This window comes from Formivibrio sp. oc-25 (assembly GCF_055810895.1).
Genome location: NZ_JBVVOL010000021.1, coordinates 1 through 22,013 on the forward strand (window position 1 = coordinate 1; position 22,013 = coordinate 22,013).

Sequence of the window (22,013 nt, forward strand, 5' to 3'; positions counted from 1 at the left end):
TCATCCGGGTTGACCAGCCCCTGCACCACCGATTCGCCCAGACCATACGAGGAAGTCACGAACACCACCTGGTCGAAGCCGCTTTCGGTATCGATGGTGAACATCACCCCGGCCGCGCCCACATCGGAGCGCACCATGCGCTGGATGGTGCACGAGAGTGCCACCAGCTTGTGGTCGTAGCCCTGATGCACGCGGTAGGCGATGGCGCGGTCGGTGTAGAGCGAGGCGTAGACCTTGCGGATCGCATCGAGTACGTTGGCCGCGCCGCGAATGTTGAGATAGGTCTCCTGCTGGCCGGCGAACGAAGCATCGGGCAGGTCTTCGGCCGTGGCGGAGGAGCGCACTGCCACCGTCACCTCCTCGCCCAGCGCGGCATAGCTGTCGACAATCGCCTGCTCCAGCGCGTCGGGCAGCGGCGTCAGCATGATCCAGTCGCGGATTTGTTTGCCCGCCAGAGACAAGGCTTGGATATCATCGACATCGAGCTTGGCCAGCAACGCATCAATACGTTCGGCCAAGCCAAGATGCGACAGAAACTGGTGCCAGGCCTCGGCGGTCGTGGCAAAACCGCCCGGCACGCGCACACCCTTGGCGGAGAGTTGCGAGATCAATTCGCCGAGCGAGGCATTCTTGCCGCCCACCCGAGGCACATCGCTCATGCGCAGCTGGGATAAATTGATAACCAGCGAACCAGATACGGGTGATGCTTTCATATGACACAGCTCCTTCGTGAGGTGGTTTGTTGCTGCGCACAAATATATGGCACAAACTTTATGCAAACAACTAAAATGTAGTCGTTTGTGAATAACTACATTTTTAACCATCCCCGCAAAATTGCCATGACGAGAACCGTATTTTTTGTTTCCGACAGCACTGGTATCACGGCAGAAATGCTTGGCCACTCGCTGCTTACCCAGTTTTCAGGCGTCAGCTTTCAGCAGATCACCCTGCCGTTCGTCAACACACCTGAAAAAGCTGATGAAGCCGCGAAAACCATTCGCCAACAAGCTGGCAAAGATCAGGCCACACCCATTGTGATTGCCACGCTGGTTGACCCGGCCCTGAACCTGAATGAGCGCGTACCCGAAGCGCTGCATCTTGATCTGTTCGCGCCTTTCATCGGCAAACTGGAAACCGAGCTGAAGCAAACTGCCTCTCATCGCCCCGGTGTGGCGCATGCCATCTCGGATATCACGGAATACATGAATCGCATGGAGGCGGTAAATTTTTCCATGAGCCATGATGACGGCGTACGGCCGCGCGATCTGGCTGAGGCCGATGTGATCCTCGTGGGTGTTTCGCGTTCCGGCAAGACGCCAACCTGCCTCTACCTGGCACTGCAATATGGCATCAAGGCGGCCAATTACCCGCTCACCCCGGATGATTTCGGCAACAGCAACCTGCCGAAAATCCTGCATCCCTGGCGCAACAAGCTGTTCGGCCTGACGATTGATCCGGAACGCCTGTCGCAAATACGCACCGAGCGCGCACTCGGCAGCAAATATGCAGCACTGGAAAACTGCCGCTTTGAAGTGGAGGAAGCCGAAGCCATGATGCGGCGCAGCGGCATCGGTTTTCTGGATACCACCACGCTGTCGGTGGAAGAACTGGCCACCACCATCCTGCATCGAACCGGATTGAAACGGCATATTTTTGCCTGAATGCGCAATGCTTGACGGTCTGCGTCCTTTCACCGGACCGGGCGAACCGGTAAACTCGCGACTTCACCGATAAAACGTATCACCCGATGTCCCAGATCAAGATCCCCGCCTCTGCTGCCAGTGCCTTTGAATTTCGCAGTGCCGACCTGAAACTGGTTGCCTTTGCACCTGCCACGCTTGACCCGTTCAAGCTGGAAATTGCCCTGCGCGAAAAACTGGGTCAAGGAGAGCACTTTCTCTCGGGCGACCAGATCGCGCTTGATTTTTCCAGCCTGCCGGAAACACCGGAAGCCGATGAAGTGGCTGCGCTGGCAACCTTGCTGTCCCGCTTCAACCTGCAACTGGTCGCAGCACGTGGCGGCAACAAGGCACAGATGACGGCAGCCAGAACCGCAGGCCTGATCACGCTGTCGGATGAAAGCATGGCACCCGTCGCCGTCAGCGCCCCCGCAACCAGCGCAGCACGTACTCCGACACTGGTAATTACCCGGCCGGTACGCACCGGCCAGCAAATTTATGCCAAGGGCGGCGATCTGGTGGTGCTGGCACTGGTTTCGGCCGGCGCCGAAGTGATTGCCGATGGCGATATCCACGTTTATGCCCCCTTGCGTGGCCGCGCACTGGCCGGTGCCAAGGGCGATACCAGTGCCCGTATCTACACCACCTGCCTGGAAGCCGAACTGGTCTCGGTCGGTGGGGTTTATCGCACACTGGATGAGACATTGCCGACTTCGATCAAATCGCAGCCGGCGCAGATTTACCTCGATCAGGACAAGCTCGTGATCGAAGCCTTGAACGAAATCCGGTAAGCATCTACCGGCAACAACAGGCGGTATAGACCGCACAGATTAAGACAGGGGAACCAAGTGGCCAAGATTATCGTTGTCACTTCCGGCAAGGGTGGTGTCGGCAAGACCACCACCAGCGCCAGCTTTGCATCCGGACTCGCCTTGCGCGGCTACAAAACCGTCGTCATCGATTTCGATGTAGGCCTGCGCAACCTCGATTTGATCATGGGCTGCGAGCGGCGCGTCGTGTATGACTTTGTCAATGTCATCCAGGGCGAAGCGCTGCTGCGCCAGGCGCTGATCAAGGACAAACACTGCGACAACCTCTTTGTGTTGCCCGCATCTCAGACTCGCGACAAGGACGCGCTCACGCGCGAAGGAGTGGCCAAGGTCATCGACGAGCTGATCCACGACGGTTTTGAATACATTGTGTGTGATAGCCCGGCCGGCATCGAGACCGGCGCGCTGATGGCGCTCTATTTTGCCGACGAAGCCATTGTTGTCACCAATCCTGAAGTCTCATCGGTACGCGATTCCGACCGTATCATCGGCATTCTCGATGCCAAATCGAAAAAGGCCGAAGCAGGCGAAAGCGTGAAAACGCATCTTCTGATCACCCGCTACAGCCCCAAGCGCGTCGAGGCGGGCGAAATGCTCTCGCTGGATGACGTACAGCACCTGCTGCGCATTCCGCTGATCGGTGTGGTTCCCGAGTCGGAAACCGTATTGCAAGCCTCCAACGACGGTACACCGGCAATTCATCTGCACAACACCGATGTCTCCGAAGCTTACAAGGACGTGGTGTGCCGCTTCCTGGGCGAACAGAAGCCGTTGCGTTTCGTCGATGTCGCCAAGCAGCCGTTCTGGAAACGGCTGTTCGGAGGATAAGCCATGTCGATTCTTGATTATTTCCTGGGCAACCGCAAAAAAACCGCCAACGTCGCTCGCGAACGCCTGCAGATCATCCTGGCGCACGAGCGCGCTGGCCGGACCGGACCTGACTATCTGCCACAACTGCAGAAAGAATTGGTCGAAGTGATTTCCAAGTATGTTGCCGTGAACCCGGACGACATCAAAGTACAACTGGATCGCAAGGATGAACTGGAAGTACTGGAAGTCAATATCGTATTGCCGGAAATCACACGCCGCTGACCAGCCACTACGTTTCAGTTAGAATTCATTCTCATCCGGATGGCATCAGCCATCCGGCTTCTTGCAATACATACGATTCACGACGGCACAAGTCGTCCCAGCCGGATTTCAAGCATGTCCATCATCATCAAGTCAGCCGAAGATATCGAAAAAATGCGCATCGCCTGCCGTCTGGCCGCCGAAGTGCTGGATTACATCACGCCTTTCGTCAAACCGGGCGTGACTACCGAGGAGATCGATCGTCTTTGCCACGACTACATGGTGAACGTGCAAGGCTGTATTCCCGCACCGCTCAACTATGCGCCGCCGGGCTATACACCTTACCCCAAATCGATCTGCACCTCGGTCAATCAGGTGATTTGCCACGGCATTCCCTCTGACAAGCCATTGAAAAATGGCGATATCGTCAACCTGGACATCACCGTGATCAAGGATGGCTACCACGGCGACACCAGCCGCATGTTCCTGGTCGGCGACAATGTAGCCAGCCACGCCCGCCGCCTTTCGCAAGTCACGTTCGAATGCATGTGGATCGGCATCGATCAAGTCAGGCCGGGCGGGCATTTTGGTGATATTGGCGCAGCCATCCAGAAATATGCCGAGAGGGCCGGTTATTCGATCGTGCGCGAATTCTGCGGTCACGGTATCGGCCGTGGTTTCCACGAAGATCCGCAAGTGCTGCACTATGGTCGCGCCGGCAGCGGAGCGGAATTCAAACCCGGCATGATTTTCACCATCGAGCCGATGATCAATGCCGGCAAACGCGAGATCAAAAGCCTTGCAGACGGCTGGACCATCGTCACGCGCGATCGCAGTCTGTCGGCGCAATGGGAACACACGGTTCTGGTCACCGAAACCGGTGTCGAGGTGCTGACCCTCTCGGATCAATGCCCGGCCCGACCTGACCACCTCTTGCTGGGGTAAGCATCAATGACTGCTGTTGCCGAGATCCGCCAGGCCTATCGCGCTGATCGTGAAGCACTGCGCCTGCGCTATGCCAACCCGTTCAAGGCCTCGCCGTTGTTGCACGAAATGACCGAGCTCAGCGACCGGACCTTACAGCAACTATGGCAGCAGCATGCTTTCCCGGAAAACTTTCTGCTGGTGGCCGTGGGTGGTTATGGCCGGCGCGAGCAGTTTCCATTTTCCGATACGGATATCCTGATTCTGTTGCCTGATGACGCGACACCGGAACAGCTGGAATCCGTCAGTGCCTTCGTGGGCGAACTGTGGGATATCGGCATGGATGTCGGCCACAGCGTGCGCACGCTGGCTGAATGCCTGGCCGAGGCCGAAAAAGACATTACGGTGCAGACCACGCTGATGGAAAACCGCCTGCTGGCCGGTGACATGCAGCGATTTGCCGAACTGCGCCGGACACTGCACTGCCATATCGATCCCAAGGAATTTTTCGAGGCCAAGCTGCAAGAACAGCAAGTCCGCTACGACAAATACCAGAACGCGCTGTACAAGCTAGAACCGAATATCAAGGAAGCACCGGGCGGCCTGCGCGATTTGCAGCTGCTGGGCTGGATTACCAACAGCCTGGGTCTGGGCAAGAGCTGGCGCGCACTGGCTGCGATGGGACTGATCACCCCGGAAGAGCACCGCAAACTGCGCCGGGCAGAGCGCGTGCTGCGCTGCTGCCGCATCCAGCTGCACTGGCGCGCCAATCGGCACGAAGACCGCATCCTGTTCGATTATCAAAACCAGCTGGCCGAAGATTTCGGCTTCACCAGCACCGGTCAGGGCTCGCTCGCACTGCGCGCCAGTGAAGCCTTCATGGCGCAGTATTACCTGGCCGCACGCGTGGTCGGGCAGTTGACTCCGCTACTGTTGCAGGCGCTCAGGCAACGCATCTATTCCCAGATCGACACACCGGTCGTAGCCATCAATGCCCGTTTCCAGCGTCGTGGCGACCTGCTGGAAATGACTTCGCCCGATGTATTCGAGCGCACACCCTCGGCCATCCTGGAAGCCTTCCATCTCTACCAGACCCTGCGCGAAGTACGCGACATTGCACCGGCCACGTTGCGCGCACTATGGAATGCGCGCCCACTGATCGATGACCGTTTTCGCAATGATCCGGTCAACCGGCAGCTGTTCATCGACATTTTCAAGGCACCCGCCGGCCAGACGCATACGCTGCGGCGCATGAACCAGTATGGCGTGCTCGGTCGGTTCATCCCGGAATTCGGCGATATCGTCGGGCGCATGCAGCATGACCTGTTCCACGTCTACACCGTGGATGAACACACCATGATGGTGCTGCGCAATCTGCGCCGCTTTGCCGACCCGGCCTTTACCCATGAGTATCCGCTGTGCTCGCGCCTGCTGACCGAGTGCAACCATCCGGAAGCGCTTTATCTGGCCGCATTGTTCCATGATATCGGCAAGGGCCGCGGTGGTGACCATTCAGCCAAGGGCGCCGAGATCGCACGCAAGTGGTGCGCCAGCCAGCCGCTCAATGAGGAAGACCGTGAACTGATTCCGTGGCTGGTGCAGCATCACCTGGTCATGTCGCACGTCGCCCAGAAGGAAGATGTCTACGATCCAGACACCATCACGCGCTTTGCCGAGCTGGTCGGCAACCAGCGCCGGCTACGCGCGCTTTATCTGCTCACTGTCGCCGACATCCGCGGTACCAGCCCCAAGGTGTGGAATGCCTGGAAAGCCAAGCTGCTGGAAGATCTGTTCAGGGCGACCAGTCGTCTCCTGACCAGCCAGAACATCACGCTGGATTCCTGGATGGAAGAACGTCAGGAAGAAGCCAAACGCCAACTACAGCTCTATGGCTTCCGTCCGGACGCACACGAGCGCTTCTGGCAGGATCTGGACACCGTGTATTTCCTGCGCCATGATGCGCGCGAAATCGCTTGGCACACCCGCAACCTGTTTTCTCGCATCGAAACACAGGAACCGATCGTGCGGGCACGCTTGTCCGAATCCGGAGAAGGCCTGCAGGTACTGGTCTACACCCCCGACCAACCCGATCTGTTTGCGCGTATCTGTGCCTTTTTCGAGCGCGCCGGTTACAACATTTTCGATGCCAAGATTCATACGACACGCCGGGGTTACGCGCTCGACAGCTTCTACGTCTACATAGCCGACAACCGCCATCAATCCTATCGGGATCTGATCAGTTACGTGGAATACGAGCTGGCGCACCGCCTGAAAGAGCATGCCCCGCTCACGCCGCCACACAAGGGACGCGTCTCGCGCCAGCTGCGCCACTTCCCGATGGAGCCGCGCGTGAGCATCCGCCCGGACGAGCGCAGCGGAAAATTCCATGTCCTGTCCGTGCTGGCCGGCGATCGTCCGGGCCTGCTCTCGACCATTGCACACGAACTGTCGGCCAATTGCATCGCCATCGAATCGGCGAAGATCATGACGCTCGGCGAGCGTGCCGAGGATACCTTCCTGATATCGGGCAAGTTGCTCGATGACGACAAGGCGGTGGTGCAGCTCGAAACAGACTTGCTGCAGGCATTGCGCGGTTAGGCTTGGTTGAAAACAAAAAAACCTGTCGGGGACAGGTTTTTTCATGGGCAAGTAACTGCTGGCGGCAGATCAGCCCTCCAGGCTGACATAACAGACTTCGAGGATTTCAAGATCCTCGATACCGGTCGGGGTGCGCAGCTGTACCACATCACCCTCGCGCGCCTTGAGCAAGGCGCGGGCCACCGGTGAAGTCCAGCTGACATGATTGCGCGTCAGATCGGTTTCATCGATGCCGACGATGGCAATGGTTTCCTCTCGGCCATCCTCGCGCGCATACGTCACCGTGGCACTGAAAAATACCTGATCAGTGGCTTCGCGCGTCTCCGGATCAACCACTTCGGCATTTTCCAGACGTTTGGTCAAAAAGCGGATGCGTCGATCGATTTCGCGCAGCCGCCGTTTGCCATAGATGTAATCACCATTTTCGGAGCGGTCCCCATTGGATGCAGCCCAGTTGATCAACTGCGTCAACTCCGGCCGATCCTTGTGTACCAGCTGGTACAGTTCATCGCGCATGCGACGGTGCCCGCCCGGCGTCATATAGTTCTTGCTGCCGCTCGGCACCTTGAGTTCGGCCGGGAGATCGTCCTCGTCCTGATCCGTTTCCTTGGTGAATGCCTTGTTCATGCCCGAAACCCGTTACTCTCTGTCGACCGTCGCGCGCTTGACCGCCGTTTTTTCCTGACCGTTCAAACGCAAACCCGCCCACTTGATCATGGATAGCACTTCGGTCTCGTTCAGCTCATAAAACTGGCCGCGCTTCAAGCGCGGTGGCAGGCCGAATGCACCGAAGCGCACCCGCATCAGGCGGCTCACGGTCAGGCCGAAATATTCAAACATGCGGCGGACTTCGCGGTTGCGGCCTTCTTTCAGAATCACGTGATACCAGTGGTTCTGCCCTTCCCCGCCGCCATCGGCCAGTCTGTCAAAGCGTGCCGGACCGTCATCAAGCTCAATGCCGGCCAACAGTTCCTTTTTCTGCTCGTCGGTCAGCTCACCCAGGACGCGCACGGCATATTCACGCTCGACCTCAAAGCGCGGGTGCATCATCTTGTTGGCCAGATCGCCGGACGTGGTAAAGATCAGCAAACCGCTGGTGTTGAAGTCCAGGCGACCGATTGCGATCCACTTGCTGTTGTCGATCTTGGGCAGACGATCAAACACGGTAGTACGGCCTTGCGGATCATCGCGGCTGACCAGTTCGCCTTCCTGCTTGTGATAGAGCACGATACGCGGCAAACGATCCTGCCACTTGATATTCACGCGTTTGCCATCGTAACGCACCTCATCACCAGGGCGAACTTTGTCGCCCAGATGCGCGACCTTACCGTTGACGGATACACGACCGGCTTCAATGGCTTCTTCCATTTCACGACGGGAACCATAGCCCGTCATTGCCAGGGCTTTTTGCAAACGCTCGGCGTTAAGCTGTTCCGGTGGCAGGCGCTTTTCGCGTAGCTGCTTCAGAATCGCCACTTCCTTTTGCGAACCTGGGCGAACTTTCAGGCGCTTGGCACGAGTGGCAGGATCCGGATCGCGACGCTTGGTCTGACGTTTCTTGGCATCCTGCTGTTCGCCTGGCACACCAGAGGTGGATTGTGAACGCCCGGTATCCGGCGTAGCACGCACGGCATCGCGGGGGGGGCGTGTCTGCCATTCATCAAGCGGATCACGACGTTTGGAACGGGCCTGGGAAGCAGGCTTACCCGCGCGCAGCGTAGCCGCATCGTTGCGGGCGGTTTTCTGCTCGCGGATCTCTGGCTGCGGGCGACGGGCGCGGGGAGCGGATTTCATGGCGATACCAATCTGAAAAAAGGCATTGATTATACAGGGTTATAAAACATTCGGGCCGCTCATCGCGGCCCGATATTCATGGAATTCGACAAGCGCATCAAGCCTCGGTAAAAAACGCAATGCACCCCAAGCTGGTCAACCCAAGATTGAAATGCTGGCATGTCATCGACTGGCCGCTCAGACGCAATTCTGCCCGACGAATCAGGACATGCAGCACCTCAACTTCCTTGAAACGCTTGAGCAGCATCGTATCGTTGTTGATCAGCTCAGTGACCTCGGCAATCCTGGCATTGTCTCCCATTGCCAGGACGTGACCTTCATCCGGACTATGCAGTTGTATTGCCGGTGGAATTCGTACACCCAGTCTATTGATTGCCTCGGTCAGCACCTTGCCATACTCGGTCAAATCGCTGGCAGCCTTGGCACGAATATCTGCCAGTCGGATCCCATCTTCATCACCAGCATCGCTGGCCCCCAGAAAACGCGCGATCCCGGCATCCAATCCGGAACTCACAACGGCTTCATTACTCGCTTCCACAGCTATCCTTTCTTTACCATTTATCCTGATGACAAAATCGTCCATGCAAGCATTAGCTTTATTATTCATGCCACGAATCAACATAGCAAACCGATATATCAGTAAAAGCTGAAACTGACGAACGGTCAAGAGGTCATGCCACAAATGCCTAACTTGGCAAGTTCTGCTGCCAGGCCTCGACTGCCGCCAATTTGTGCACCTTGCGTAAAAAACACTGAAATGTCAGCAGAACCTAGACCAAACCATGCGCCAAAGCATAACGAAAGAGCTCGACATGGGAAGCGAATCCCATTTTTTCCATCAGGTTGGCTTTGTGAGTACTCACCGTTTTATTGCTGATCCGGAGCCGATCGGCAATTTCGCCAACACCCTTGCCTTGCGCAAGGAACTGAAAAACCTGCATTTCCCGACGGGTTAACCGATCCAGATGTGGCCCATCTGCCGCGCCATGCGTTTCAAAAGCCATATTCTGTGCAATCTGCGGATCGAGGAAACGTCTGCCAGTCGCTACCTCGCGAATCGCGGCAAACAACATTTCAGGATCCCGGTCCTTGGAAAGATAGCCCGCCGCACCGGCCCTGAGGGCTTGGCGGGCAATTTGTGGCTCGTTGTACATCGACAGCACAAGGATGGGCAGTCGTGGAGAATGCGCCCGCAACTGCGCAATGAGTTCTTTTCCATTGAGGCCGGGCATGTTCATGTCCAGCAGCAGCAGATCGGCCTCCAGCGTCTGGAGACACGCGATAATTTCCTCGCCGCTTGCCGCTTCAGCCACCACAGCGATATCCGGCACCAATGAAAACAGCTGCTTCAATCCTTCGCGCATGATCGTATGGTCATCCGCAATGAGCAGACGAATCATCCCTGTTCTCCTTTTCTTGCACCGGAAAGCGTATCTGGATTGTCGTTCCCTGCTCGGGAAGACTGACAACGACAAGTTCACCACCAAGCCTCAGCGCACGTTCGCGCATGCCCAGCATCCCCAGCGATGTCCACGCGGGAACCCTGCTATCAAACCCACAGCCATCATCACGAACTTCCAGCACATAATCATCGCTCTGGCGGCGCAGGACAACATTGACCTGGCGAGCTGCGGCATGCCGGGCAACATTGGTCAGTGATTCCTGAACAATACGAAAGAGCGCCGTCGCACGCATATCGTTCAGAGGTACATCATTTTCCTCGATGACCAGATGTGTGGCGATTCCGGTATGGCTGGCGAACTCTGTCAATTGCCACTCCAGTGCCGACACAATACCTGCATCAATGACAGACGGACGAAGGGTGCTGGCCACATCGCGCACGACCTGGATTGCCTTGTCAGCCAGGGCAATCAGCCCCTGTGCGCGTTCAACCAATGCCGGTATCTGCGCTGAAAACTGAAAACGCAAGCCGGAAATACCCATGCGCAATGAAGTGAGATGCTGGCCCAGCTCATCATGAATTTCCTGGGCGATATGTTTTCGTTCAGCCTCAAGGGCGATTTCCCGCTGCGTCATGAGTTCCTGCAACAACCTCAGTGACTCCTGAAGCTGCCGCTCGGTCTGCTTGAGCGCAGTGACATCATGGCCAATGGCCAGGAGTCCACTCACCCTGCCATCCAGGTCATATTCCGGAACTACATGGATGGCCAGGCTCATGGCTTGTCCGTCGATCAGGCGCGGCCATTCAAGCAGGATCTGCGCGGATTCACCGCTATCCATGACTTTTCGCAGGACTGCCAGGTACTCCTCAACCGGCATGCTCGCCCGCCAGCCACTGCCAGGAGCCACCCAGAGCACATCATCCATCGGAGCCAGAATTTCTTTGATGTAGACGTGATTGACATAGGTTCGCCGGCACTCTCTGTCATACCGCATGATGACACTGGGAGAATTTTCCGCCAGCGTACGGTACTTCTGTTCGCTGATGCGAAGCTCGAGTTCCGCACGTTGGCGCTCAGTGCGTTCGCGCAAAGAGGCAATGCCAAAGGCTAGGTTGCTGGCCAATTCTTCCAGCAGCAGTACTTCATCCGCGCCAAAAGCATGTGCTTGCGCACTGAAGATATTGAGAACGGCTGATGCCTTTGGACCCAGGCTGAATGGCAGTGCGATAGCTGCGCGCAAACCAAAGCGCCGTGCAATTTCCCGGCGAGCCAACCACGCGGGATGACGAGGAATGTCACGCTCGACCCCGACACGTCCGGAACGGACTGCATCTCCAACCATGCCGGGATCATGGCCTGCACCTGCGCAGGTAATCGCGGCATCAGCCAGATATGCTTCAGCCCCACCAGCAGTGGCAATGGGCGTTACCCCTCCGTGTACGTCGGGTATCAGGCGGCCGACCCAACACATCAGGTACCCGCCGACATCCACGATTTGCCGGCAAATCTCCTTCAGCAAATCGGTCTCATCCGCTGCCTGAATCACTGCCCGGCCGCATGCACTAAGCAACTTGAGTTCGCGATTGAGTCTGCGCAAATCATTTTGCGTGCGCGTGCTTCCCATCAGATCGGGCCTGACTCCAGCTATGCGCTGGACTCGCCCTCCCTCGTTACGCACCGTGATCCGCGTGGTACGGAAAAAGCGGCGACCACCGGGCAAATCCAGCTCCTTTTTCTTCAACTGACAACCCGCCCACCAGGCCAATACTTGTCCAAGAACCTTCGCGCTATCGCGCCAGCCAGACACGTGGCAAGCAAGCAGTCGACCAGCTGCTCAAATACAGTTGATCGACCGTCTCCGGCATTCTTCTTCAAAGGTTCGGATCAATGCGAGATTGCGTCATAGCCCGCAACGCCCCTGCCAACGCTCTGGTCATGAGCAGCTGGGGAACTCGCTAAAAGGCAAGCCATGAAAAGCATGGATTAAACGTACGCTTCCTCAATAACCTTTATCACAGTCTGTAGGCAGAAACGATGCCAGCCATTTCGCCTGCGAGACTATCCAGCGAGGTTGCAGCCCGGGCACTTTCTACCGCTGCAGCACTGCTTTCTTCCGACATTTGTGCAATCTTCTCAATCTGCGCTGCGATATTGTTGGTGGCCGCACCCTGCTCGCGGATCGCCGCTGCGATCTCCTCGACCATGCCCACCGCGTTGCGGCTGCCCTCACCAATGCGACGGATCGAATCGTTGGCTTCATTCGCGCACGCCACGCCCTGGCTAACTTCCGCCACCGCAGCTTCCATGCTGTGCACTGCATTGCCCGCGCTGGCACGCATTGCATCAATGGTACTAGCAATTTCTTGCGTGGAAACTGCCGTTCGTTCAGCAAGCTTGCGCACTTCATCAGCAACCACGGCAAACCCGCGCCCCTGCTCACCCGCACGTGCAGCTTCGATAGCCGCATTCAGCGCAAGCAGATTGGTCTGGTCGGCCACTTCCTTGATTACGGCTACCACACTGGAAATGCGGGCACTGTGTTCTTCCAGTTCATGGATACGAGAGGCTGCATCATGCACCGTCGTCGCAATCTGGTTAATTCCATGTGCTGCCTTGCCGATGACAGCCTCCCCCGAGACAGCCAGTTGACCGGATTCACTTGAAATACGGTTGGTTTCCTGCGCGCGATCTGCCACATGATTGATGCTGACAGTCATCTCCTCAACGGTGGCTGCCATGCCCGAAGCCGCCTCGCTTTGCTCATGCGAAGCCGTGGCAACCTGTGACGAGGTAGCTGCCATTTGGCTGGAGGCGGCAGCCACGGATTGTGCGCCAGCAGCAATCGATTTCAGATTGCCTTGCAGCCGATCCAGGAGGTTATTGAACGCGTGAACGGTGTTACCCAATTCATCCATGCGCGAGATGGGCAGCCGTTCGGTAAAATCCAATGCGTGATTCACCTGCTCCATCATTTGTTGCAGTCGGCTCAGACGGAATCGAAGTTCCCGAACCAGAAATAATCCAAGCAGGCCTGTCACAATCACGCCAATGACGATGGTGATCAGCGAAGCCAATTTTCCCTGCTCGGCACTGGCCAGGGCATCCTGGGAAATCTGGGCAGCATGTTTCTTGTTGAACTCCATGTGCTCATTGAAACCCAGTCTGATTTTGTCACCAAGGGGAGCAAGCTGTTCAAATAGGATGGCATTGGCACCGCTTTTATCGTTCTGACGGGATTTCGGCAACAACTGTGACTGGAGAATATCAAGATAGGACTGCAGGTTGGCTGTATTGGATTCGAGCAATTTCTTGTCCTCACCATCACCTGACAGCAACTTGCGATAATCCTGCAACTGCTGCATCAGCATTTTGGACTGACCTTCCAGTGACTTCTCGACTTCCAGCATCTTGGGCTCATCCATGTTCATGACATGGCGGTAGATGTTGATACGAATTTCCATATAGGTTTCTCGTGCTTCACTCAGCATTTCAATACTGGCCAGGCTATCACCTGTGATCTGCTGAATACTTTCTGATTCCTTCTTTGCCACGAACAGACCAACAAATCCTACTATCAGCAATGAAATGACAGAAATGATCAGCATCATCGAAATGCGCTGGGATATCGACAATTTCCTCATTTTTCTCTCCCTCATCGATCCGTGCCTATTGCAGAAAGATGAAATTATTTTTTTGTAAAAAATGATAAAAAATCGGCGCCAAACCGAGGTCGGCACCGATAAGTATTTTTATTTTCAGGCAATAGCACAAATTGAGAACATCGCCTGATTCCAACAATCACACACAACCAAGCATTTCCAATAAATATGACGACATCCCCATATTCATTGGAAAAACCTGACGATATCAATGGCAATCAAAATACTACACGACCAATCCATTTTCACCAGTAAGCAACAACCCTAACTCAAGATTTGCTTACCTCCCCGACAGACATCCAGCAGGGTGGAAAATCCACGAATTTCAATGTGATTTATTCGCCATGAGCCACTTCGCCCAGCAGACCATTCTAATGGTCATGCCAATAACCATGTGGCGAGTGTTTGTATCATTTATCCGGCACACCAGACAATCAGTGGTTTCAAATCAAAAAATAAGATTTTTCTTAGAAAAATATCAGAATATGCCTAATTTATTCAGGCAGTGGCAGATGATCAATTATCGAAGACATTGATTGGACGGATGCCTACCGCCGCACAAGCGGTAGCATCCATGGTTGACTAGTCCGCGAGCGAATCGCGCAACTGGTAGAGCAAGGCATGTGCCTCGCGCGGGGAAAGTTTGTCCGGATCGATATCCTGCAGCTGCAAGATAACTGGATGTGGTTCGGCTTCTTCGCTGGGGGCTGATACGGCAAACAGATCGCCCTGCCCCTCCACACGCACGCTGCTCTGCTCGAGTTCGACCAGCTTGCGCTTGGCTTGCCGGACGACTTCACGCGGTACGCCGGCGAGCTGCGCTACCGCCACGCCATAGCTCTGCGAGGCTGGTCCTTCCTGTACCGCATGCAGGAAAACGATGCTGTCCTTGTGCTCCACCGCATCCAGATGGACATTGGCCACCATCGGGTATTCCTGAGCCAGCCGGGTCAGCTCGAAATAATGCGTGGCAAACAGGGTGTAAGCGCGGTTCTTTTCGATCAATTGCCGTGCAATCGCCCAGGCAAGTGCCAGACCGTCGAAAGTGGAGGTGCCTCGCCCGACTTCATCCATCAGCACCAATGAGTGTTCGCTGGCATTGTTGAGGATGTTGGCGGTTTCGGTCATTTCCACCATGAAGGTCGAACGCCCGCCTGCCAGATCGTCGCTCGCGCCGATCCGGGTGAAAATTCGATCAACCCGGCCAATCACGGCGGCAGTGGCCGGTACCAAGCTGCCGACATGCGCCAGCAGCACGATCAAGGCCACCTGGCGCATATAGGTCGATTTACCGCCCATGTTCGGCCCGGTGATCAGCAGCAGCTTGCGCGCCAGATGCAGATCCACGCCATTGGGAATGAAATCGTCGATCTGTGCCTCGACCACCGGATGACGGCCGGCATCGATGCGGATCACGGTTTCATCGACGAACTCTGGCGCCACGTAATTGCCCAGCACGGCGCGTTCTGCCAGGCAGGCCAGCACGTCGAGCGTGGCCACGGCCTGCGCAGCCAGACGCAATTCGGCCAGATAGGCTTGCAGTTGTTCGAGCAAGCCTTCGAACAACGATTTCTCCAGCGCCAGCGCGCGCTCCTGCGCGGAGAGTGCTTTATCTTCAAAAGTCTTCAGCTCGGCCGTGATGAAACGCTCGGCATTTTTCATGGTCTGGCGACGTCGATAATCATCCGGCACCTGATCCAGATAGGAATTGGTGATCTCGATAAAGAAGCCGGCCACACGGTTGTATTCGACACGCAGCGTGGCGATGCCGGTGCGCTCACGCTCGCGCGCTTCCATCTCCAGCAAAAATTCGCCGCAGTTTTTCTGGATTGCACGCAGCTCGTCCAGTTCCGGCGAAAAACCGTCGGCGATCACGCCGCCTTCGCGCAACACCAGCGAAGGTTCCGGCAGGATCGCCGTGCTCAGCAGCGCGAACAGCGCCGGATCGGGCTGCAGCAACTGCGCCATGTTGCTGAAAAATTCACTCTGCGGCAGCACACCTGCCAAATGCGGTAGTTGCGCCAAGCTATCGCGCAGGCTGGAAAGATCGCGCGGGCGGGCGCTGCGCAGGGCAATGCGCGCCGTGATGCGCTCGATATCGGCCACGTTTTCGAGCACGCTGGTGATTGTCTGATAGCAACCGGATTCAATCAGCGTGGCAATCGCCGTTTGCCGCTCCAGAATGCGCGGCTGGCTGCGCAAGGGGTGATGCAGCCAGTGCGCGAGCAGACGGCTGCCCATGCCAGTGGCGCAGTGATCGAGCAGCGAAAACAGGGTGGGCGTGGCCTCCCCGCGTATCGTCTCGGTCAGCTCCAGATTGCGCCGGGTGGCGGCATCGAGTTCGATATATTGCGAAGGATGCTCCACGCGCAGGCCATCGAGTGCAGGCAGGATGCCACCCTGCGTGCTGCGCACATATTCCAGCAGCGCGCCGGCCGGGCCAACCGCCAGCATGGTATCCGTGACGCCGAACCCGGCCAGATCATGCGTGCCGAAATGCCGGGTCAGGTTGCGTCTGGCGGCAGCGGTATCAAACTGCCAGACCGGCAGCTTGCGCACCGGGATTGGCAATTGCGCCAGCAGCACCAGATCGGCATCGTCTGGCGCCAGGATTTCCGCCGGACGCAGGCGCTCCAGTTCGGACTGCAGCTTGTCGGCATCGGTATCCATCAAGGCAAAGTCGCCGGAAGCCAGCGACAGCCATGCCAGCCCAAGCTGACCCTTGTGCAGAGCCAGGGCCAGCAGGCGGTTTTCGCGTTTGTCGTCCAGCAGGGCGGTATCGGTGAGCGTGCCCGGCGTGACCACGCGCACCACCTTGCGCTCGACCGGCCCCTTGGCATTGACTTCGCCCACCTGCTCGCAGATGGCCACCGATTCACCGAATTTCACCAGCCGCGCCAGATACTGCTCAGCGGCATGGAACGGCACACCGGCCATGCGGATTGGCACACCGGCCGATTGGCCACGCGTAGTCAACGTGATATCGAGCAGTTTGGCCGCACGCACTGCATCGTCGTGGAACAACTCGTAAAAATCGCCCATGCGGTAAAACACCAGCTTGTCCGGGTGATCCGCCTTGATTCGCAGATACTGCTGCATCATCGGCGTGTGTTTTTCCAGCCCGTCTGACTCTGCCGTTGTGCTCTCACCTGCTTTGCTGATGCGCTTTACCATGCCTTCAACCTCATGCCGGGCGGCCCAAACCATGGCCACCGAAAAAATCAAAACCGCGATTATCCAATGTCTGGCCCGGTGCAAGGTAGAAAATTCAGGCTTGCCCTGTGTTGATCGTGGCGTTACGCTGCCCTGCTTTTGGCCCTGGACCTGTCTCAGAAGACGAGCAAGCCAAAGCAGGTGGCAGGAGGACAGCACACAGGAACCGGAATGTAGATGTGAGTACATGAGGATTCCGAATACTGCCCGACTGCCAGATGCGACGGCGCAGCCGTCTTATGAAACAGGTTCTTAATATGAAAGTGGAAATCATGTCCAACACCCCCGCCTGCCCGCAATGCACCCTGGAAAACACCTACCCGGATGGCGACAACTACGTGTGTGCCGACTGCGGCTTTGAATGGCCGGCCAACGCGGTATCCACTGCAGAAGACGATGACAGCGCCGTTGTGAAAGATGCCAACGGCAATGTTTTGGCTGACGGTGATGCAGTAGTGTTGATCAAGGATCTGAAGGTCAAGGGTTCTTCCATCACGCTCAAGCAAGGCACCAAGATCAAGAGTATCCGTCTCGTAGGCGGCGATCATGAAGTAGACTGCAAGACCGACGCCGGCAGCTTCATGCTAAAAGCCTGCTTCCTGAAAAAAGCCTGAGAACTTGTCCACGATCTTGCTGCAAGGCGATGATCAAGCTCTGAATCAAACAGCCAGGCTCCACCGGGCCTGGCTGGCGCAGTGACTTCTCCACAACTGATGGCGTACCAGGCATCTCCCGCCAGATATGTACATTGGCCATGGCCCGTATTTTGCCCTGCAGCAAAAAAACCATGATCATTGCATGGTAAATTCCTTACCGCATTTCTGCATTACCCCCACAAACCCGACAAGGAACACCATGAAACTCTCGACGCGGCTTATGCTGATCGTCCTGTGCACGGTTGTTGGCCTGATCCTGATGGCAGGCATGGCCGTACGCGATATTCATTCCACCATGCAAGAAGAGCGCGGCAACCAGATTCGCACCCTGTTGCATTTGTCCCGCGGGGTCTTGCAGGAACTGCACGAGCAGGAAAAGGCCGGCACGCTGTCGAGAGAACAGGCACAGCAGCAGGCTGTAACGCTGCTGAGCAGCATGAAGCATGGGGGTGATTACCTGTTTGCCCGCAATGGCGAAGATGTCTTTGTCGCCCACCCGGATACCAAACGCCTGGGCAAGCAGGATGTTGGCAGCAAGGTGCCAGATGGCCGTACCACGGTTCAGGTTTATCGGGATGCCCTAGCCCAATCGGACCCGGCACTGGTCACAATCTATACCAAGAAAGCAGGCAGCCAGAGCGAAGAGGTCTTCCCCAAGCTCAATGGCGTGACGCATTTCGCGCCATGGGGCTGGACCTTGGGCACCGGCTTTTTTGTCGATGACATCGAACAGGCTTTCTACCGGCACGCGCTGAAACTGGGCATTTTCAGCCTGGTGGTAATTCTGGTTGCGGTTGCACTGGCGGCAACCTTGTCGCGCCTGATCTATGCACAACTCGGGGGTGAACCTGCCCTGGCGATGCAGGCCACCACCAGAATCGCCGAGGGTGATCTCACCCAGAGTTTGCCGCAGGCACCGGAGGGAAGCTTGCTGCATGCGCTGGCCCGCATGCAACAGCATCTGAAAACCGTGATCCATACCATCGTGCGCGATGCGGACGCCGTTAGCGCGGCCTCGCGTGAAATCGCCGACGAGATGAAAATCATCAGCCGTTCTGCCGAACAATCAGCGGAAGCCACCTCTTCTTCGGCCGCAGCCATCGAGGAAATGACCGTGAGCATCGGCCTGATCGCCGAAAACGCACAGGAAGGGGAACGCAATTCGAGCCGCACGGCTCAACTGGCCGATATCGGTGAAGCACGGGTGCATGCGGCGTCCGATGCCATCCAGCACATATCCGGACAGATCAACACGGCCACGGACAAGATCGCCAGCTTGTCCGGTCGCTCGCGCCAAATTGGCGGCATTGCCGGCACCATTCAGGAGATTGCCGAACAAACCAATCTGCTGGCACTGAATGCAGCCATCGAAGCCGCCCGCGCCGGCGAGCAGGGGCGCGGCTTTGCCGTGGTGGCCGATGAAGTGCGCAAACTGGCCGAACGCACTGCTGGTGCCACGCAGGAAATCACGCAAGGCACCCTGGCCATCCAGAATGATACCGATTCGGTGGTGGACAGCATGCAGGCCATCCGTCCGCAGGTTGAACATGGCGTACAACTGGCCAACGAAGCGGCACAAGCCTTGCAGGATATCAAGAGCGGCAGCCACGATACCTTGGTCAAGATTCAGGACGTTGCCCACGCCACAGCCGAGCAGCGCGCCGCCAGCAACAACATCGCCCAGAACATCGAACGTGTTGCCGGCATGGTGCACCAGTCCGACCATGCGGTACGCCAGGCCGGGGAAACGACCGAGAAGCTGGCGGAACTGGCCGGGGATCTGCATGCCACGGTATCGCAATTCCGGCTTTAACCAGAAACAAGCACAGACCGGGGATCACCCGGCGTAACCATCTCAATACAAAGGAAAGGGAGTTTTATGGCTTACTTCAACTGGACGGATGATCTTTCCGTCGGCAATGCGCAAATCGACCATGACCACAAGCAACTCGTCAATCTGGTCAACAAACTGTATGACGCCATGAAGGCCGGGCAAGGCAACAGCGTGCTGGGCGGCATTCTGGATGAATTGATCAAATACACAGCCAGCCATTTCAAGCGTGAAGAAATGTTCATGCAGCAGATCGGTTATGCCGACATGGCCGCCCACAAGGAGGAACACGTCAAGCTGGTGAACGACGTGCTGGATTTGCAAACCCGCTTCAAATCCGGCTCCACCACCTTGTCGGTCAGCGTTTTCAATTTCCTGGGTGACTGGCTGCGCACGCATATCAAATCGCGCGATGCCAAGCTTGGGCTGGCACTGGCCGGCAAATAAGGGCCACAACATCTGATGAATCAGGGGGCGAATCACCGCCCCCTTTTTTGTCGGATCAATTTTTGCAGCCTTGAACAATCCGGCCCCAGGGCTGACAATCGCCCCCTTCCTTGCCTGCCTCGCCACGTGGCAGGTACATTGAATCAAGGCTTTCGCATGAATACCCTCCCCACTATCAATCTGATCGTCCACAAGCTCGTCAAGGAGGCGCATGGCCCGGCTAGCCTGGAATTGCGCCAGCAGGAAATGGCCATCACCCCGCTGACCGAGCAACTCGTCACGCAACTGAACGAGCTCTATTCGGCCAAACCGGCCAAGGGATTCGGCAAATTTGAAACCGATGCCGGGCAATTTCCGACCGAGCAACTGCTGCGTACCTACGTGCAGGAACAGACACTCGATTTCGTCCAGTTCAGTCAGCAAATGATGCAGCTGCTGCAAACGCGTGTTGAGGAAGAAAACCTGGCCTGCGGCGGTTATGTGCTGTTTGCGCGCATGCGCCACAGTGCCGCCGCCGATACCCTGCTGGTTGCGATCATTACCGAAGCCATCGGCATGGCCATGACCGAACAGCTGGACATGCAGGAAAGCCTGTACCTGGACATGGCCAACCTGCGCGCAGCCGGGCGCATCGATCTGGCGGCCTGGCAAAGTGACAGCGGCCGCTATATCAGTTTTCTGAAAGGCCGCACCGATGTCGCCAACTACTTCAAGCTGTTCCTCGGTTGCAATGATGTCGTGGCGGCGTTGAAGGAAACCCAGAAACTGATCAAGGGGATTGAGCAGTTTGCCGAAACGCAACAACTGGAACCCGAAGCACGCAATCAGCTGTTTGAGGAAGCACACCGCTATCTGGATGATCTGGGTGAAAACGACCTGCCCTGGAATGTAGATAGCGTGGCCAGCGTGCTGTGCCCAGAGGCACCGGAGGCGCTGCGCGCCACCCTCAATGATGAACAACTGGGTCTGAGCGGTGGCTGCATTCCGGATCGCCGCGCGATTCGCCCGTTGTTGCGCTTCAAGGGCGCAGCATCGAACTGGAAGCTGGAATTCAACCGCAGCAGCCTGCGCAATGGCGATGTGATCTACAACCGCAATAACGACACCATCGTGCTCTACAACATCCCTGACGAGCTGAAGCGGCAGTTACAGGCCGAATCCGGCAACAACGAATGATCCGGATTCTGCTTTTCCTGCTGTGCCTGAGTACGCCATCGCTGGCACAAACCCTGAACGGGCGCGTGGTAGGGGTCAATGATGGCGATACCCTTACCCTGCTGGTGGCTCGTCAGTCATATAAAATCCGCCTGGCCCAGATCGATGCGCCGGAAAAGGGGCAGCCGTTTGGCGAGCGCTCGCGCCAGTCGCTGGCCGAACTGGTCTTCGGTCAGGAAGTCAGCGTCGAGGTCGAAGCTGAAGACCGCTATAAACGGCTGGTCGGCACGATCAGACGCAATGGCAGCAATATCAACCTGCAGCAAGTGCAGCGTGGCATGGCCTGGGTCTATGTGCAGTATGCGCATGATGCCGGGATGCTGGCAGCAGAACAGCAGGCACGTGCGGCAAGTCGCGGTTTATGGTCGCAGCCCGATCCGCAGCCACCGTGGCAATGGCGCCGCCAGCAGAAAAAAGACAACGACTGGGATTGGCTGCTCGGTCTGTTTCTGGATCAGCAAAAGTCACGCACTACCGCTGCAACTGCCATGCGCTGCGGCAACAAGCTAAGCTGTAATCAGATGAAAAGTTGCGAGGAAGCACGCTTTTACCTCACGCAATGCGGGCTGGACAAACTGGACGGCAATCGGGACGGTACACCGTGCGAAGCGCTTTGCCGTTGAAACCCTGTCGCCGCAGACGTTAATCCGTTTGCAGCGGCTGTCCTCGTGGTCCATGCGCAATCAAACGCAA

The 22,013-nt window shown here is 56.9% G+C and carries 19 protein-coding genes; 11 read left to right on the forward strand and 8 right to left on the reverse strand.

The genetic code is table 11. From position 1 onward, the window contains the following. Positions 1-713 (reverse strand): PEP/pyruvate-binding domain-containing protein (locus AC0KVQ_RS12595; RefSeq protein ID WP_473421512.1); only part of this gene is annotated, 713 nt, incomplete at its 3' end. Positions 714-839: 126 nt separating this feature from the next. On the opposite strand from AC0KVQ_RS12595, the gene ppsR reads away from it, so the two are divergent. From ppsR to AC0KVQ_RS12625, 6 genes are all read left to right on the forward strand, one after another. Beyond that, positions 840-1,661, forward strand: coding sequence for a posphoenolpyruvate synthetase regulatory kinase/phosphorylase PpsR (gene ppsR / locus AC0KVQ_RS12600; protein ID WP_473421513.1), 822 nt, complete (start codon positions 840-842; stop codon positions 1,659-1,661). Between the two features lie 86 nt (positions 1,662-1,747). Beyond that, positions 1,748-2,470, forward strand: coding sequence for a septum site-determining protein MinC (minC, locus tag AC0KVQ_RS12605; protein WP_473421514.1), 723 nt, complete (start codon positions 1,748-1,750; stop codon positions 2,468-2,470). A gap of 57 nt (positions 2,471-2,527) precedes the next feature. Next, positions 2,528-3,337, forward strand: coding sequence for a septum site-determining protein MinD (gene minD / locus AC0KVQ_RS12610; protein WP_473421515.1), 810 nt, complete (start codon positions 2,528-2,530; stop codon positions 3,335-3,337). Between the two features lie 3 nt (positions 3,338-3,340). Beyond that, positions 3,341-3,601 (forward strand): cell division topological specificity factor MinE, encoded by a 261-nt coding sequence (minE, locus tag AC0KVQ_RS12615; RefSeq protein WP_473421516.1) that lies wholly within the window; start codon positions 3,341-3,343, stop codon positions 3,599-3,601. Positions 3,602-3,715: 114 nt separating this feature from the next. Beyond that, complete coding sequence (map, locus tag AC0KVQ_RS12620) at positions 3,716-4,525, forward strand: type I methionyl aminopeptidase (RefSeq protein ID WP_473421517.1); 810 nt, start codon at positions 3,716-3,718, stop codon at positions 4,523-4,525. Between the two features lie 6 nt (positions 4,526-4,531). Next, complete coding sequence (locus AC0KVQ_RS12625) at positions 4,532-7,102, forward strand: [protein-PII] uridylyltransferase (protein ID WP_473421518.1); 2,571 nt, start codon at positions 4,532-4,534, stop codon at positions 7,100-7,102. A 69-nt stretch (positions 7,103-7,171) separates the two neighbouring features. On the opposite strand, the gene greB is transcribed toward AC0KVQ_RS12625, so the two are convergent. The 7 genes from greB to mutS all read right to left on the reverse strand — a co-directional run bounded on the left by greB (position 7,172) and on the right by mutS (position 17,060). Continuing rightward, entirely contained in the window at positions 7,172-7,729 is a 558-nt protein-coding gene (gene greB, locus AC0KVQ_RS12630; protein ID WP_473421519.1) for a transcription elongation factor GreB, read from the reverse strand. A 12-nt stretch (positions 7,730-7,741) separates the two neighbouring features. Then, complete coding sequence (gene rluB, locus AC0KVQ_RS12635) at positions 7,742-8,896, reverse strand: 23S rRNA pseudouridine(2605) synthase RluB (protein WP_473421520.1); 1,155 nt, start codon at positions 8,894-8,896, stop codon at positions 7,742-7,744. A gap of 97 nt (positions 8,897-8,993) precedes the next feature. Next, positions 8,994-9,563 (reverse strand): hypothetical protein, encoded by a 570-nt coding sequence (locus AC0KVQ_RS12640; protein ID WP_473421521.1) that lies wholly within the window; start codon positions 9,561-9,563, stop codon positions 8,994-8,996. A gap of 103 nt (positions 9,564-9,666) precedes the next feature. Then, positions 9,667-10,296: a response regulator gene (locus AC0KVQ_RS12645; protein WP_473421522.1), complete on the reverse strand. Its 630-nt coding sequence runs from the start codon at positions 10,294-10,296 to the stop codon at positions 9,667-9,669. Further along, positions 10,271-12,040, reverse strand: coding sequence for a GAF domain-containing protein (locus AC0KVQ_RS12650; RefSeq protein WP_473421523.1), 1,770 nt, complete (start codon positions 12,038-12,040; stop codon positions 10,271-10,273). The genes AC0KVQ_RS12645 and AC0KVQ_RS12650 overlap by 26 nt, the downstream gene beginning before the upstream one ends. A gap of 271 nt (positions 12,041-12,311) precedes the next feature. Beyond that, entirely contained in the window at positions 12,312-13,940 is a 1,629-nt protein-coding gene (locus tag AC0KVQ_RS12655; protein WP_473421524.1) for a methyl-accepting chemotaxis protein, read from the reverse strand. Positions 13,941-14,540: 600 nt separating this feature from the next. Beyond that, a complete protein-coding gene (gene mutS / locus AC0KVQ_RS12660; protein ID WP_473421554.1) occupies positions 14,541-17,060 on the reverse strand; it encodes a DNA mismatch repair protein MutS in 2,520 nt (839 codons plus the stop codon). A gap of 383 nt (positions 17,061-17,443) precedes the next feature. Between mutS and AC0KVQ_RS12665 the strand changes: the two genes are divergently transcribed. The 5 genes from AC0KVQ_RS12665 to AC0KVQ_RS12685 all read left to right on the forward strand — a co-directional run bounded on the left by AC0KVQ_RS12665 (position 17,444) and on the right by AC0KVQ_RS12685 (position 21,943). Continuing rightward, positions 17,444-17,785: a zinc ribbon domain-containing protein YjdM gene (locus tag AC0KVQ_RS12665; RefSeq protein WP_473421525.1), complete on the forward strand. Its 342-nt coding sequence runs from the start codon at positions 17,444-17,446 to the stop codon at positions 17,783-17,785. A gap of 241 nt (positions 17,786-18,026) precedes the next feature. Further along, positions 18,027-19,640 (forward strand): methyl-accepting chemotaxis protein, encoded by a 1,614-nt coding sequence (locus tag AC0KVQ_RS12670; RefSeq protein ID WP_473421526.1) that lies wholly within the window; start codon positions 18,027-18,029, stop codon positions 19,638-19,640. A 66-nt stretch (positions 19,641-19,706) separates the two neighbouring features. After that, the gene (locus tag AC0KVQ_RS12675; protein WP_473421527.1) at positions 19,707-20,105 is read left to right on the forward strand and encodes a bacteriohemerythrin; all 399 of its coding nucleotides are present in this window, start codon (positions 19,707-19,709) and stop codon (positions 20,103-20,105) included. Between the two features lie 156 nt (positions 20,106-20,261). After that, positions 20,262-21,281 (forward strand): nucleoid-associated protein, encoded by a 1,020-nt coding sequence (locus AC0KVQ_RS12680; protein ID WP_473421528.1) that lies wholly within the window; start codon positions 20,262-20,264, stop codon positions 21,279-21,281. Then, positions 21,278-21,943, forward strand: a complete 666-nt coding sequence (locus AC0KVQ_RS12685) for a thermonuclease family protein (RefSeq protein ID WP_473421529.1) — start codon at positions 21,278-21,280, stop codon at positions 21,941-21,943. Before AC0KVQ_RS12680 ends, AC0KVQ_RS12685 begins: the two co-directional genes overlap by 4 nt. Positions 21,944-22,013 lie beyond the last annotated feature (70 nt).